This is a genomic window from Ancylobacter sp. GW821-FHT10E12 (assembly GCF_058809335.1).
Genome location: NZ_JBXASN010000011.1, coordinates 1 through 14,656 on the forward strand (window position 1 = coordinate 1; position 14,656 = coordinate 14,656).

A 14,656-nucleotide genomic window follows, 5' to 3' on the forward strand; every position below is an offset into this window, starting at 1 on the left:
GGACGTGCCGCTCCAAGCTGAACTCGTAGAACAGCGCCTCCTGCGCCACCGCCCGCTCACCCATCATCGCGTCGCCCTCAGGTTGAAGACGACTGAATCAGGACTTCACCCCCGCAGCAACGCCGACTTTTTCAACGACATCCGCCAGAAGCGGACATTCGAGGAGCTTCTGGTACCCCGCTCCCGAACGAGCCAACCTGGCCGCCAGACAACCGGCGGCTTCGGGACTAGCTCTGGGCATACCTGCGATTCCGTGGCCACCCTCAACCTTCCGAAATTTGTGCCGCGTGCCTGTCAGCCGCGTTGAAATGCAACCCCGGACCCGCCCTCAGCCGTTCGACCAACCATCGAGCGCCGGGGCCAACCGGTCTCCCGTGAGATAGGCACATCCCATGACTAGACGAGCGATACGAGGGTCGAAGTCTGCCGGTTGGATGACATTCAAACGTCCCCGCTCGATGTCATCTTCAACTATGTGGAAGGGCATGTTGCCCTAGCCGAGGCCCGCCAGCAGCATCGACCGCTTGGCACTAGCTGTTTGATCCCGGACTTTGATGGTGCAGTCTTTTCGCAGGGATGGAAGGATGCACTATGGGTCAGGTTCTGCACGGGAGCGCCATGACGACGGAGGCGGTCCGTCGAGCGATACAACATAGTCAAGAGAGCCTGAGAGCCCCGGCCAAGCGCTACGGGGTCAACCAGAAGACCGTCGCGAAGTGGAAGAAGCGGACCTCGGCCACCGATCTGCCGACTGGCCCGAGGGAGCCGAAATCGACGGTTCTGTCGATCGAGGAAGAGGCGATCATCGTCGCCTTCCGGCGGCATACACTGCTTCCGCTGGAGGACTGCCTCTACGCGCTGCAGGCGACGATCCCGCATCTGACGCGCTCATCGCTGCACCGATGCCTGCAGCGGCACGGCATAGGCCGGCTACCGGACATCGAGGGCGACAAGGAGCCGAAGAAGCGGTTCAAATTCTACCCGATCGGCTTCTTTCACATCGACATCGCCGAGGTTCAGACCGCCGAGGGAAAGCTCCATTTGTTCGTCGCCATTGATCGGACGAGTAAATTCGCCTTCGTGCAGTTGGTGGAAAGCGCCAACCGCGTCACCGCCTCGGCCTTCCTGGTCGCCCTGATCGCGGCCGTGCCTTACAGGATCCACACGATCCTGACCGACAACGGCATCCAGTTCCGCTTCCCACCGCGCTACGCCGACGGCTCGACCGCCCGCTACATCACCCACATGTTCGCCATGCGCTGCCGCGAGAACGGCGTCGAGCACCGCTTCACCAAGATCAATCATCCCTGGACCAACGGCCAAGTGGAGAGGATGAACCGCACGATCAAGGATGCGACCGTCAAGCGCTATCACTACGACAGCCGCCACCAGCTCGAACGCCACCTCGGCGACTTCCTCAGCGCCTACAATTTCGGGCGCCGGTTGAAGACCCTGAAAGGCCTCACTCCCTACGAGTTCATCTGCAAGTGCTGGACTTCACAGCCGGAACGATTCACGCTCGATCCAATCCATCAAATGCCGGGACTGAACAACTAAGGTCTGCCAACCGCCCCTACTCTGACCCTCGGAACATCCGCTGTGGGGAATTCTCAATGAAGCGAAACGCGGTGCTCATCGCCTGCTTTTGACGGAACTAGCCACGACCCGCCACTACTGCTTCAGCTTGCCGCACCACGAGACGGGCGGCAGCCTTTTGGACATCGCGTGCACCGGCAACGTACGGATTCTCGACCCGAATCCCAACTCGCGCGCTCTCCATTCGTGTCCAGTCAGGCCGATCCAACCGGTTCGAACGCCTTCCAAGGCTAGTTATCCGAGAATAAATGCCCGTGCATGGTCCTGAATGGGATCGGCTTTTCGGGTCGTTCTCGTCGTGCGCCATGTGGACACCCCCCGATCGCTGCAAGATCGACAGGGGTAAGTGTCTTCTTCGCAACAGCCTCGGCGCTCGCCTCAAGGCTTGCGACGCGGTCCTGCGCAACCTTGACCTCGGCTTTCAGCTGCTTGATCTCGGCTGCCGTGACCGTCTCGCCCGCTACCGCGCGGGCTTCGGTCCCATTTTGGAGAATTGTCGCCTAGCGCCCCAGCAGGCCGCGGCGGGCAAGATTGTCCATCAGCGCCAGCACCCCGAAGGTCCATTCCGCGATCGCGTCCGAGCGCTCCACCCAGTTGATCAGCGTGCCGAGCTCCGGCGTGTGGATTCGCACCTCGTCACCCATGTGATGGGTGAAGCCCAGCCCCTCGCCGTCGCGGTCGACCACCGGAGCGAACATGGTGCCGAGGAACAGCACGAAGCCATCCGGATACTGGTGCGAGCGATTGATGGTCTGACCGACGAGATCGGAAATGCTGCGGGAGATGCGCGCCATCTCGCTGACGCTTTCCAGCTTGAACCCGTCCGCACCCTCGACGTCGAGGCTCACCGTCATCCGTCCGGCATCGGCGAGGGAGAACCCGGCGTCTAACAGGCGGATGAAGGGACCGATGGCGCAGGAGCCGTTATTATCCTTCGCCTTGCTGAGCAGCAGCGCCGAGCGCCCTTCGACATCGCGCAGATTGACGTCGTTACCGAGGGTGGCGCCGCGGATCTCGCCCCGCGCATTCACCACCATCACCACTTCGGGCTCGGGGTTGTTCCATTGCGAAATCGGGTGCAGGCCGACCTGCGCGCCGCAGCCAACGCTCGACATGGGCGGCACCTTGGTGAATATCTCCGCATCCGGCCCGATGCCGACCTCCAGATATTGCGACCAGTAGCCGAGTTCCTGCAGCAGCGCTTTGACGCGCGAAGCCGCCTCGGAACCCGGCACGATGCTGCTGAGCCGGTCGCCGATCGCCGCATGCAGGTCGCGACGGATGGTGTCGGCTACAGAAGCGTCTCCCTTGGTGCGCTCGTCAATGACCCGCTCCAGCATGGAATCGACGAAGGTCACCCCCGCCGCCTTCACCACCTGCAGGTCGATCGGCGCCAGTAGCCGCCCGGCCGGCCCCTCGCCATTCTCGCCGAGATAATCGGCCAGCGCGCCGAGATCGGGATAGGCAGCAGCCTCCTGCGGGAACCAGTCGGGCAGGTTCATCAGTCCCGCTACGGTTGGCGCTGCCGCCGATAGGTCGCGCACGTTCCCCTCCGCAATCAGAACAGGGCATGGCCCGCCCGCTTGGTGCGACCAGACGCGTCCGATGAGAACGGCACGCCCGTCGGACGGAAGGATCTCGGCGGGCGTGAGAGGGCGGGGTTTCGACAGGGACATGGCAGACGCTCCGGCTTCGGTCAGAACGGCGCCCGTCCAGGCGCGAGCGGTGCGCCGTCGTCGAACGGCGCAAGATAGGCGATGATGTCGGGCAGGAAGGGCAGCCCCTTGGCACGGGCGACGGTGGGATCGAGATCCCGCAGCACGCGGTGCAGCCGTGCCGCCCATTTCGGTACCGTCGCGATCTCGGCGAGGCGCGCCATGTACACCCGGATGGCGAACAGGATCACATGGCTGCGCCGCAGCCGGTAGAGCTGCTGGATCTCGACGCGCAGCAGCAGATCCGCGCCGGGATCGGCCGGTGGAGCCCCGCCATAGAGTCCGCTCCATTCGGCCGCTGTCTCCAGCCCGTTGTCGAGGCGCGGCGTGACGCAGATCACCCAGTTGGGCCGGCGTACCCGGGTCTCCGGCTGCATCTGCAGCGCGAAGGCGAGGCCGCGCTCGATCGCCGCCTGCTCGCGGGTGCCGGTCACCTCGCCATGGATCTCCCGCCAGCTCATGCCGAGGTCGAAGGGCAGCGACCACCCTTGCGCGGCCGTGAGCATTCCGCCGTCCAGATAGAGCATGTCGCCGCGCTGGCCGAGCAGCACCATGTCGCCCTGCGTCTGACGGGCAATGTACTCGAAGGGCCGGCACGGCAGGCTGTCGACCTCGCCGAAGACGAAGCGCTGGTCGATGTCGAGTACCTTGTTGCGCCAGCGCCAATCACGCCCCACCCGGTCGAGGTGGAAGAGCTGCGGGAAATCCTGCGCGAGGCTGGTCATCGTGAGTTCGACCACGTCCCATTCGGCGAGATCGAGATGCGGCATCAGCGTGCAGCGCTGCGGATCGTGCGCAAGCACGAAGGCCTTCTCCTCCATCTCGTCTCGGTAGTGCTCGTCGACGTCAAACAGGGCATGGAGCGAGGTGGAGGGGCCGGTCCGGTCGTTCTGTTCGAGATTGGCCGCCGCCTCGTAGCGGTCGGCGGCGAAGGGGAAGGGAAAGCGCAGCAGCGTCTCGCGGCTGTTGCGGAAGGTGAGTGCGTTGCGAAAGGTCTGCGGTTCGGCCATGCTCGCGTGCTCCCCCTAGAGGTCCAGCGTCAGCGCAGCGGTATGTGCCCGCGATACGCAGGCGAGCATCACCGCGCCTGCAGCACGCTCCGCCGGCTCCAGCACATGGTCGCGATGCTCCGGCGTGCCGGCGAGCACGCCGACGCGGCAGGCGCCGCACACCCCGCCCCGGCACAGATGATCGACCGCCACACCCTCTGCCTCCAACACCTCCAGCAGTGACTGACCGGCGCCGACGGTGAGGCGCCGTCCGGTGCGCGCCAGCCGGACCTCGAAGGGCCGGCCTTCGGCGGCGGCGAAGCGTTCGACATGTACCCGCGCCGGCACCCAGCCAGCCGTGGCCGCCCCCAGCCGGATCGCCTCCAGATAGGCGGCGGGACCGCAGGCATAGAGGTGTGTTCCGAGCGGCTGATCGAGCCAATCCGGCAGCGCGCAGGCCTCGCGACGATCGAGAAGGGTGACGCGGGCGGGATCGAGCGAGCCTGTGAGCCGGGCGAAGGCGGTCCGCTCCTCCTGTCGGCAGATCTGCACCAGATGCCAGTCCGCATGGCGGCCGAAGGCCTGGGCATAGGCAAGGAAGGGGGTGATGCCGACCCCGGCGGAGAGGAGGAGATGTCGCCGAGCCCCGGCGACCGGTGCGAAGAAATTGCGCGGTGCGCTCACCGTCAGCGGCGTGCCGACCTCAAGTGCGTGCAGTCGCTGCGACACGCCCTCGCGCCGCTCCGAGCGGCGCACGACGATCTCATAGGCACCGATCACATCCGGATCGGCGATCAGCGAATAGGCGGTGGTGCGGCCGGCAGATGGCACCGTCACCAGAATGTGCGAGCCGGGCGAGGCCGCTTCCGGCTCGCCGTCGAGAGGATGAAGCCGCAGCCGGCGCAGCCGAGGGGAGAGATCCTCCATCTCCACCACCCTTACCTGCCGCCCCGCCGGCGCGCTGCGCGGATGGCTCATGGGCACGGCACTCCGAGGCAGGCGCCGAGCCGGGGCGAGAACTGGCGGCGAACCGCCAGCCGCAGGCCGCAGGCGCAAGCGACTGTGGCCGCTTCGACGGGTGCGATCTGGATGCGCCGGCACGTCGCGCAGACGACGCGCCGCCCCGACCCGTCCACGACCTGCTGGCGGATTTCCTCCGGCAGCATCCCGGCCGCGCGCGCCACCGCGGTGAGCCGCGCGAGCAAAGGCTGGCCGCCCTTGAGATGGAGCCGTTCGCCGATCCGCGCCGCCGCCAGCCGCGCCGCCAGCGTTTCGGCGAGGTCGTCCGGCGTCGCGTGGCTCGAACCGAGCTGCCAGCGCTCGACCGGCGCCAGCGCCGCGTCGTCGGGCGCCGCGACGCCGGCATCGAGGATCAGCAGATGCCGCCGGCCGGTCGGGTCGAGGCAAAGCGGCGGGGAGATGAGCTCCTGCATGTGCGTGCCTGCCTCTTGCCGCGCCCTCCGGTCGGCGCACCTAGCACTTGCCTTCCGGCAGCGTCTGGCCACCATCGATCAGGATCGAGGTGCCGGTCACGAAGCCTGCTTCCGCCGAGGCGAGATAAGCCACGGCCCCGGCGACGTCCTCCGGCGTTCCGATCCGGCCGATCGGGATGGAGCGGGTCATGATGTCGATGAAGTCAGCGCTGCGGCCGGCGGTCAGGCCCTCGGTCATGATGTTGCCGGGCTCAACCCCGTTCACGGTGATGCCGAAGCCGGCGAATTCCAGCGCGGCAGTCTTGATGAGGCCGTTCATGCCTGCCTTGCTGGCCGAATAGGCGGCCGTCCCGCAGGCGGTGACACGCGGGCCGGTGATGGAGGAGGTGAAGACCATGCGCCCGTAGCGCTGCGCCTGCATGGCGGGCAGCACGGCGCGGCAGGCGTAGAAGGTGCCGCTGAGGTTGACGCCCAGCACGCGCTGCCATTGCGCGGGCGAGGTCTCGGCGATCAGGCTCGCGGGATAGATGCCGGCGTTCTGCACGAGAATGTCGATGCGCCCGAAGCGCGCGAGCGTGAAGGCGGCGAGCGCCTCCAGCGCTTCCGGATCGGCGATGTCCACGCCCATGGAAGCCGCCGCGCCCGGCAAGGCGTCGGCCACCTCGGCGGCGCCCTGCGCGTTGAGGTCGGCGACAACGACGCTCGCCCCCTCGGTCGCCAGACGCTGTGCGATGGCTCGTCCAATTCCCTGTGCCGCCCCGATGACGATCGCGGTGCGGCCGGCCATGCGCGCGTGCATGCCTTACTCCTTGTTCATGCCCGTCGGGAGCCGGCGGCGACATGCGGCCGGCTCCCCGTTCTCACTTGCAGGACGTCTTGTAGAAGGCGCCCTTGATGCTCGGATCGTTCATGTTGGCGCGGGTCACCACCACCGACGGCAAGAAGTGGTCGTGCTGGACGTCCGCCTTCTTCACCTCGCCGCGCAGGATGGCGGCGAGGTTCTTCACCGCGTCGTAACCCATCTGGTAGGGCTCCTGGACGATCAGCGCGTCATAGACTCCGTCGCGCAGGTCGCGGATCTGCTGCGGGTCGGCGTCGAAGGAGACGAGCTTGACCTTGCCGCGCAGGCCGGCCTCGAGAATGGCGGCCGAGGCGCCCTCGGCCGCCGCCGAATGGGTGACGTAGACGCCCTTGATGTCGGAGTTCGCCTGGATCGCCGCCGCCACCTGCTGCGCCGCCTTGGTGGAGGAGGTTTCCGGATAGAGCACCGGCAGGACCTTCGCCTTGGGATTTGCCTTGCTGAAGCTGTCGATGAAGCCTTTCATGCGGGCGTCGATGTCCGGCAGGCCGGGACGCATGCCGACCACCACAAAGGTGCCTTCGCCGCCCGCGACCTCGCCCATCGCCTTGCCGGCTGCCTCACCGCCCATATAGTGATTGGACTGGATGCTCTGGGTCTCGACCGGCTTGTCGAGCGGGGCGTCGACGGTGATGACCGGCGTGCCGGCCTTCTCCAGCGCCTCGACCTGGGAAACCAGCGCGCCGCTGTCGGTCGGGGCGAGGATCACGCCCTGCGGCTTGAGCTGCAGGGCGGCGTCGATGAAGGGCTGCTGCTTGGCGATGTCCCAGTCCGGCGGGCCGTCCCAAGACAGCGTCACGTCGAACTCGCCCGCCGCCTTCTCTGCCCCGCACTGCATGGAGGTGTAGAAGGGAATGCCCACCTGGCCCGGCAGCGCCGTGATGGTGACGGTCTTGGCGAAGGCCGGGACCGCCGCCAGCAGCACGATGGCCGCAACGCCTGACGTCAATGCGAACTTCATCAGCGGTTCTCCTGTGAGGATCTGGAAGGTTGCTGTTGTTTCTTGGAAGGCACGCGAAACGGCTCAGCGGCTCATGCGCTGGCGGTTTTTCTGGTCGATGGCCACCGCGACGATGACGATGATCCCGACGACGATGAGCTGGTAGAAGGCGTCCACCCGCATGATGACGAGGCCGGTGGCCAGTACGACGGGGATCAGCGCGCCGATCACCGTGCCGCTCATCGACGCGACGCCGCCGAACAGGCTGGTTCCACCGATCACCGCCGCGGCGATGGCCTGCAGCGCGTCGGTCTGGTGCCCAGAGATGTTGGTGGTGGCGAAGCGCGAAATGTCGAGCATGGCCGCAGCGGCCGACAGGCAGCCCATCAGCACGAAGAGCGCGAGCACATGCCGATCGACCGAAATGCCCGCGCGCTGGGCGGCCTCCGGCGAGGAACCGATGGCAAGAGTGTGAGCGCCGAAGCGGGTCTTGGCGAGCACGAACCACAGCACCGCCAGCACCAGCGCCACGATCACCACCGGCATCGGCACTCCTCCGAGCACCCGGCGCACCGCGAAGCCGGTCTGCAGCGCACGAGGAATGTCGGGCACGTTGGCGCCATGGGTGATGACCAGCGCCGCGCCGAGGCCGATCGCCGTGGTCGCCAGCGTGACGAGGAAAGACGACAGCTTGTAGCGCGTCACCAGCACCCCGTTCACCACGCCGAACAGCGCCCCCGAGAGGAAGGCGACGGCGGTGCCGGCGACGATTGCGCCGGCGAGGTTCGGGTAATCGCCCATCGCCACCTCGTCCGGCGAGCCGGCGAGCGCGGTGATGGTCTTGCCGGCCAGAACCGAGGCGAGTACCACGTTGGAGCCGACCGAGAGGTCCATCTGCCGGGCACCGAGCAGGAAGGTCATGCCGGCGGCGAGAAGGGCGAGTTGCGCGGTGTTGAGCGCAATGGTGAAGAGGTTGTTCACGCTCAGGAACACGTAGTTCGGCGAGATCAACGTGAATCCGGCCACCAGCGCGATAAGGATGATGAACATCCAGAAGGCGGTGGCCTCCATGAGGCGCAGTCCATGGGCGCCGGAGCCGGCATCCGGCGCGGCGTCGGCCGGGAGGGAGGCGTCGCTCATCGTGGTCTCCGCTGTCCTGGACGCAGGCGTGGAAGAGGTGGGCGGATTCCGGCTCATGCCGCCTCCCGCGCGCCCAGCATGATGTCGACGATGTCGCGCACGCTGACCTGCGCCGGCATCACATTCGCCACTGCCCGGCCCTGCCGCATGACGATGATGCGGTCGGCGAGCTCCAGCACCTGCGGCAGGTCGTGGGAAATGAGCAGCACGGCGAGGTTGCGGGCCGCCGACTTGCGAATGGCCTGGTAGACCATGTCGCGCTGGCGGGCGCCGAGCGCAGCGGTCGGCTCGTCGAGCAGGATGGCATGGCGGGCCCATTTCAGTGCACGGGCGATGGCAACGCCCTGCCGCTGGCCGCCGGAGAGCGACTGCGTCGCCGCGCGGTAGGACTTGATGCGCACCCCGAGCTCGACCAGCACGGCATGGGATTCCTCCAGCATCCGGCGGCGGTCGATCATGCCGAGCGTCCCGCGAAGGCCGGGCTGCAGCAGTTCGCGGCCGAGAAAGATGTTGGCGGGGATGGTCAGGTCAGGTCCCAGGGCGAGGTCTTGGTAGACCGTTTCGATGCCGTAGCGCTGCGCATCCTGGGTGGAGCGGAAGGCGACGGGACGGCCGCCGATCCGCAATTCGCCGGCGTCGGGAATATTCTCCCCGCTCAGCGTCTTCATGAAGGTCGACTTGCCGGCGCCATTGTCGCCGACCACCGCCGTGACCTCTCCCCGACGAAGCGCGATCGACACGCCGCGCAGTACATTCAGCGAGCCGAAGTTCTTGACGATATCGACCGCCTCGATTGCATAGCCACCCTCGGTCGGGCCAGCCGCATGTCCGCTCATGGAACCCCCTGAACCTTTCGGGCTATCAGCGCGGAGCTGATATACGTAATCGATTACTTATCGCACCCGGGAACGCAAGCCGGAAATCGCGGGAGCGCGGCTGGAAACGGCCGAATTTTTCGAGAATGTTCGGTTTTGTCTATAATTTGCGCCTGCCGCACACCGAATAGGCGGGTAGCGACTACGTAACGTGCATGAAGGGACGCTCTCCGGCGCGCCGTCAGAGGCGGCCGGGCGGTGATCTCAACCGCCTGTTCTGCTTGCAAATTTTGCGACGTGAAGGTAATTCATCAATCGATTGCTCGATCGATAGGAAAACCAGCGCGCCCATGCCGCCACGCCGACCGACCATGCAGGATGTGGCGAAGGCCGCGGGCGTCTCCAGCGCGACGGTGTCTCGGGTCTTCTCCGGTCAAAAGGGGGCCATGTCGAGCGAGACCGCCGAGCGGGTCCGCAAGATCGCCGACGAACTTGGCTATGTGGTCAACACGCTCGCCGCCAGCCTGCGCGTCCAGCACACAAAATCTGTCGGGCTCATCCTCGCCGACGTCGCCAACCCCTTCTTCGGAAAGCTGGCGAGCGGCGTCGAGAACACGCTGAGCGCGGCGGGATTCGGCGTCATTCTCGGCAATTCCAGCAACCGTATCGAGGAAGAGACGCGGCTGCTGCGGCTGATGATCCAGAAGCAGGTCGACGCCATCATCCTCGCCAGCGTCGCCAGCGACGGCGAGCATCTGCGTGACGTGCTCGCCCAGGGCCAGACCATCATCCTCGTCGACAGCGACCTGCCCGATACCCCGCTCGATTCAGTGGTGATCGACAACCGCGCCGCCGCCGCCCATGCGGTCGGCCATCTGCTCGATCTCGGTCACCGGCGCATCGCCATCGTTTGCGGCCCGATGACCGCCTCTTTTGATCGTGACCGGCTGGAAGGCTTCCGCAACGCCTTCCGCCAGCGCGGGCTGGAGCCGCCGGAAGACCTCGTGCTCTACGGCGATTCGACCTATGACGGCGGCAAGGCCGCGGTGGAGGAAATGCTACTCGGCGAGGCGCGCCCGACCGCGCTGTTCGCCTCGAACAACATGATGACCATCGGCACGCTGGCGGCGCTGCATGATATAGGCCTCAGCATTCCCGGCGACGTCTCGGTAGTCGGCTTCGACGACCTCGAATGGTACGCCATCTTCAAGCCGCGCATCACCGCCGTCGCCCAGCCGGCCTTCGCCATCGGCCGGACCGCGGCCAGGCGCCTGCTCGACCGGCTAAAGCTCGACACGCCGCCGCCGCCGCGCCGCTTCGTGCTGAACACCGACCTCATCGTCCGCGACAGCACCGCACCCCTTCGCCCCGCGACCTGAGACGGCCGCAGCCGGACCCGCCGAGAGACAGTCCTCCATGCCCGATTTTTCCGTCATCGACGCGCATGTCCATTTCATCGCGCCCGCGCGCCTTACCTATCCATGGCTCGCCAGCGTGCCGGCGATCGACGCTCCGCACGGGCCGGCGCAGTATCGCGCCGCGACCGGTGCAACCACCGTCGACAGGCTGATCTTCGTCGAGGTCGATGCGCGGCCCGAGGACCGCTTCGCTGAGATGGAATATGTCGCGGAGCTGCGGGCCGAGGAGCCGGGCATCGCCGGCATCGTCGCCTCCGCCCTGCTCGAGCGCGGGGCGGCGGCAGCCGGGGAGATCGAGCAATTGCGTGCGCTCGGCCCCCTGAAGGGCATTCGCCGGCAGATCCAGAACCGCCACGAACCCGGATGGTGTCTGGCACCGTCCTTTCTGGAGGGCGTGCGGCTGCTCGCCCGCTACGACCTGCCATTCGATATCTGCATCAAGCACCACCAACTGGGGGATGCGACGGAGCTGGTGCGACGCTGCCCGGAGGTCACCTTCGTGCTGGACCACATCGCCAAGCCTCCGATCGCGGCAGGCGGCTTCGAGCCGTGGGCCCGCGAATTGAAGGTGATCGCCGCGTTGCCCAACGTGGTGTGCAAGATGACCGGAGTGACCACCGAGGCCGATCACGCCTCCTGGCGCCCCGAGACCATCCGGCCCTATATCGACCACGCTTTTTCCTGCTTCGGCGCGGAACGGCTGCTGTTCTGCAGCGACTGGCCGGTTATCAATCTCTCCGACAGCTTCGAGGGCTGGGTGGCGACGCTCGACCGGGTGCTCGACGGCACCGATGCCCGGGCTCGCCGCGCCTTCTATCGCGACAATGCCATCCGCACCTATCGGCTGGAGGCCTGACCGCGCCATGCGCCGCTAGCCATCCCTCGTGGCGGAAGAGCGGCCTCGCGTCAGCGCCCGGCTGTCTCGTCGCGCAACTGCTGGCGCAGCGCCATTAGCAGGCGGCCCAGATGATTATCACCTTCCCCCTCGAATTCCCCCCAGAAGCGGGCGATGGCGCCGTCCTCTGGCGACCATTCGACCAGATAGGTCTCCCCCGTCGACAGTAGAAGGCTGCGAAAGGGCTCGGCAGCGAACTTGGCCGCAAGGATACGTGCCATGACCGCAAGCTGGACGCTCTCCCAACCTGGCGTCGTCTGCTCCGGGGTGAGTGCGTCGCCTGCCACCGCACTCAGCTCCGGCGTGGGCGCCGCTGCCAGCCAGGCCTTCATCCCGGCATCGCGCGCCCGATAGGCCTGAAAGGCGTGCTCCGGCGTCGCATAGATGACGCCCTCGAACAGCAGCGGCACCGGGTGGAGATTGCTCAGGCCGCAGAACGGGCCGAGGCGCGGATCATAGAAACGGATGGCGGGCACGACATCTCCGTTGACAAGGCGAGCAGAGGTCGCGAGTGTCTACGTAATCGATTGCGTTCGTCAAGGATTACCCGTGTGATTAGCCTTGCTGATGTGGAAGCCGCCGCCGCGCGCATCGCGCCGATGATCCGCCGGACGCCGATGATCCGGTTCGACTGCGCCCGCGAACCGTTCTGCGCGAATGAACTGTTCCTCAAGCTCGAATTCCTGCAGCCCACCGGCTCCTTCAAGGCCCGTGGGGCGACCAACAAGCTGCTCACCACGCCGAGGGAGGCGCTGGCAAACGGCGTCGTCACCGCTTCCGGCGGCAACCACGGGCTGGCCGTCGCGCGCGCCGCCTTCGTGAGCGGGGTGGCCGCCACCATCTTCGTGCCCAACACAGTGACAGCGGAAAAACATCAGCGCCTTCTCGGCTGGGGCGCGGATGTCCGGGTCATCGGCTCCGTGTTTGATGAGGCGAACGAGGCCGCGCAGGCCTTCGCCGCCAAGCGACAGGCTGCCTTCTTCCACCCGTTCGCCGATCCGGCGGTTGCCGCCGGCCAGGGAACGATCGGCCTCGAGATCCTTCAGGATCTGCCGGATGTCGACGTGATCATCGTCGCGATTGGCGGCGGCGGGCTCATGGCCGGCATCGCTACGGCGGTGAAGGCGCTGAAGCCCTCGGTACGCCTTGTGGGCATCGAGCCGGAAGGCTCCCCCACATTGCACGATTCACTGGCCGCTGGCCGTGTCGTGCGGTTGCCGACGGTCACCACCCGCGTTGCCACCATGGCCTGCGGGCGCACCGACGAGCGCATCTTCGAGATCGTACGCCCGGCGATTGATCACGTCGCGCTGGTCTCCGACGCGGAGATGGTGGCCGCAGCAAAGCGGCTGTGGGAGGAACTCGGCATCGCGGCCGATCTCAGCGGTGCGGCGGCCCTTGCCGGACTTGCGTCGAGCCGCATCCCGCTCAAGGCGGGAGAAAAGGTGTGCGCCTTGGTATGCGGAGCTGGCAGCGATATCTTCCGCTGACGCAAGTTGCTGACAGGCGAATGTTCCCACTGATCAAAATGCGAATGTAACGTCGGAAATCAAAATAATTTCAATGAGATACACCCGTTCGGTTGCCCTCTATAATGCGCTATAGCCGCCTAAACGACGCTCGCGCAAAGAGCAGAGGATAACCCATGTGTGAAAAATTGTAGAAATAGTGGCGATTGGCAGCGAAGAAGGTTCGTATCTCTCACGGTTGATTGGTAGATATTTTGACCCCGTAGCGACTCTGCAATTGTCTGCTTCTGGGTAGATCGTCCACTTCGGCTGCAACAACCGATGTTGAGCTGGAAATGGACCACGAATCCCGCCTATGCGCCAAGTCCACTTTGGCGTCCAAAGGCGCGGGGGGCAAATAGCTGCCAGATTTCGTGCGCGGCAGGTAGACCGGGGACGTCGTGCGGTTGCAGAGCGGCCACGGTCGCTCCCGCTTACGCAGGTGGATGACCGCCCCAGACCCTCTCGCCGATCCGCCACAGGGGCGGCATGCGGGCGAAAGGCGGGACGGTGTGTGCGATCACCGCAATGGCGAGACGTCCATCCGCGCCGATCTTGGCGTGGATTGCTTTCACATGCGCCTTGATCGTCTCGATACCGACATCGAGGATCGTCGCGATATCCTCGTTTGACTTGCCCCTGGCGACCCAGGACGCCACTTCGAGCTGGCGCGGGGTGAGCTCGGGAAAGGCGATGCGCAGCCGGTCGGTGGGCGTCATCGAGGCGAGCGTGCGGTCGCAGGCCTGCCGGTAGCTGCGCAGAACGTGCGGCCGGTAGGCTTCCAATAAATCCCGCTGCCGATCGCTGAACGCGGCACGCCCGATCACGCGGTGCCCGGAGATGGTCAGCACATAGTCTCCGCTCTGCATGACGATCGACATGATGCGCCGGGCCATGGATGGCAGGAACACTTCACGCGCGATCGGCAGGGTCGCGAACTCCTCCTCGCCGAAGAAGTCCGATTCGCGTAGCGCCCGCTCGCCGAAGAAGGCCGGATGGCAGCGCCAGAAATCGTGGCTGTGCATGTGGCGGGCAAAAGCGGCCATCGCCTCGGCGCGCCGCGAAGGGTCGTCCTCGATCGACAGCACGGAGCGGAACTCGCCGCTGGCGTGATGAAATTCGGAATAGGTCACGACATCGGCGTCGATCAGGCGGCCAACGCCGGCGAATAGAACTTCGGGCAGGTTGATCAGATCGGCCTCCGCCTCGTAGAGCTTGATGATCTCGCCCGGGAGATCCGCCTCGTCCGCTTCACTCTTCCGAGTAATGGCCTGATCTATCAGCAGCATTGCATCATCATCCCATCGGAACGCTTACCGGTCCACATGCTACGGCAAGACCGGAGCAG

General features: G+C 66.0%; 15 protein-coding genes. 5 read left to right on the forward strand and 10 right to left on the reverse strand.

Features of this window, described 5'->3' with window-relative positions:
- A partial coding sequence (locus AC1RU4_RS15810; protein ID WP_492892068.1) for a hypothetical protein occupies positions 1 to 307 on the forward strand: 307 nt, incomplete at its 5' end.
- Between the two features lie 284 nt (positions 308 to 591).
- Positions 592 to 1,557, forward strand: a complete 966-nt coding sequence (locus tag AC1RU4_RS15815) for an IS481 family transposase (protein ID WP_492892069.1) — start codon at positions 592 to 594, stop codon at positions 1,555 to 1,557.
- 539 nt (positions 1,558 to 2,096) lie between these two features.
- Here AC1RU4_RS15815 and AC1RU4_RS15820 read toward each other — a convergent pair.
- The 8 genes from AC1RU4_RS15820 to AC1RU4_RS15855 all read right to left on the reverse strand — a co-directional run bounded on the left by AC1RU4_RS15820 (position 2,097) and on the right by AC1RU4_RS15855 (position 9,508).
- Positions 2,097 to 3,272, reverse strand: a complete 1,176-nt coding sequence (locus AC1RU4_RS15820; RefSeq protein WP_492892070.1) for a fumarylacetoacetate hydrolase family protein — start codon at positions 3,270 to 3,272, stop codon at positions 2,097 to 2,099.
- Positions 3,273 to 3,292: 20 nt separating this feature from the next.
- Complete coding sequence (locus AC1RU4_RS15825) at positions 3,293 to 4,321, reverse strand: heme-dependent oxidative N-demethylase family protein (RefSeq protein ID WP_492892071.1); 1,029 nt, start codon at positions 4,319 to 4,321, stop codon at positions 3,293 to 3,295.
- A 15-nt stretch (positions 4,322 to 4,336) separates the two neighbouring features.
- On the reverse strand, positions 4,337 to 5,278 hold the full coding sequence (locus AC1RU4_RS15830) for a PDR/VanB family oxidoreductase (protein ID WP_492892072.1): 942 nt from the start codon (positions 5,276 to 5,278) through the stop codon (positions 4,337 to 4,339).
- A complete protein-coding gene (locus tag AC1RU4_RS15835) occupies positions 5,275 to 5,733 on the reverse strand; it encodes a dimethylamine monooxygenase subunit DmmA family protein (RefSeq protein WP_492892073.1) in 459 nt (152 codons plus the stop codon). The genes AC1RU4_RS15830 and AC1RU4_RS15835 overlap by 4 nt, the downstream gene beginning before the upstream one ends.
- 40 nt (positions 5,734 to 5,773) lie before the next feature.
- Positions 5,774 to 6,532 carry an SDR family NAD(P)-dependent oxidoreductase gene (locus AC1RU4_RS15840; RefSeq protein WP_492892075.1) on the reverse strand — a complete coding sequence of 253 codons (759 nt, stop codon included), beginning with the start codon at positions 6,530 to 6,532 and terminating at the stop codon, positions 5,774 to 5,776.
- Positions 6,533 to 6,593: 61 nt separating this feature from the next.
- A complete protein-coding gene (locus AC1RU4_RS15845) occupies positions 6,594 to 7,553 on the reverse strand; it encodes an ABC transporter substrate-binding protein (RefSeq protein ID WP_492892076.1) in 960 nt (319 codons plus the stop codon).
- 63 nt (positions 7,554 to 7,616) lie between these two features.
- Positions 7,617 to 8,672, reverse strand: a complete 1,056-nt coding sequence (locus AC1RU4_RS15850) for an ABC transporter permease (RefSeq protein ID WP_492892077.1) — start codon at positions 8,670 to 8,672, stop codon at positions 7,617 to 7,619.
- Between the two features lie 53 nt (positions 8,673 to 8,725).
- A complete protein-coding gene (locus AC1RU4_RS15855) occupies positions 8,726 to 9,508 on the reverse strand; it encodes an ATP-binding cassette domain-containing protein (RefSeq protein ID WP_492892078.1) in 783 nt (260 codons plus the stop codon).
- A 350-nt stretch (positions 9,509 to 9,858) separates the two neighbouring features.
- On the opposite strand from AC1RU4_RS15855, the gene AC1RU4_RS15860 reads away from it, so the two are divergent.
- Together AC1RU4_RS15860 and AC1RU4_RS15865 are read left to right on the forward strand one after the other, a co-directional pair.
- Positions 9,859 to 10,866, forward strand: a complete 1,008-nt coding sequence (locus AC1RU4_RS15860) for a LacI family DNA-binding transcriptional regulator (protein ID WP_492892231.1) — start codon at positions 9,859 to 9,861, stop codon at positions 10,864 to 10,866.
- Between the two features lie 37 nt (positions 10,867 to 10,903).
- Positions 10,904 to 11,761, forward strand: a complete 858-nt coding sequence (locus tag AC1RU4_RS15865; protein WP_492892079.1) for an amidohydrolase family protein — start codon at positions 10,904 to 10,906, stop codon at positions 11,759 to 11,761.
- A gap of 50 nt (positions 11,762 to 11,811) precedes the next feature.
- Here AC1RU4_RS15865 and AC1RU4_RS15870 read toward each other — a convergent pair whose 3' ends face one another.
- Entirely contained in the window at positions 11,812 to 12,276 is a 465-nt protein-coding gene (locus AC1RU4_RS15870; RefSeq protein WP_492892080.1) for an NADAR family protein, read from the reverse strand.
- Between the two features lie 93 nt (positions 12,277 to 12,369).
- Between AC1RU4_RS15870 and AC1RU4_RS15875 the strand changes: the two genes are divergently transcribed.
- Positions 12,370 to 13,290, forward strand: a complete 921-nt coding sequence (locus AC1RU4_RS15875) for a threonine/serine dehydratase family protein (RefSeq protein WP_492892081.1) — start codon at positions 12,370 to 12,372, stop codon at positions 13,288 to 13,290.
- 452 nt (positions 13,291 to 13,742) lie between these two features.
- On the opposite strand, the gene AC1RU4_RS15880 is transcribed toward AC1RU4_RS15875, so the two are convergent.
- Positions 13,743 to 14,597 carry a response regulator transcription factor gene (locus tag AC1RU4_RS15880; protein ID WP_492892082.1) on the reverse strand — a complete coding sequence of 285 codons (855 nt, stop codon included), beginning with the start codon at positions 14,595 to 14,597 and terminating at the stop codon, positions 13,743 to 13,745.
- Between the last annotated feature and the right edge of the window lie 59 nt (positions 14,598 to 14,656).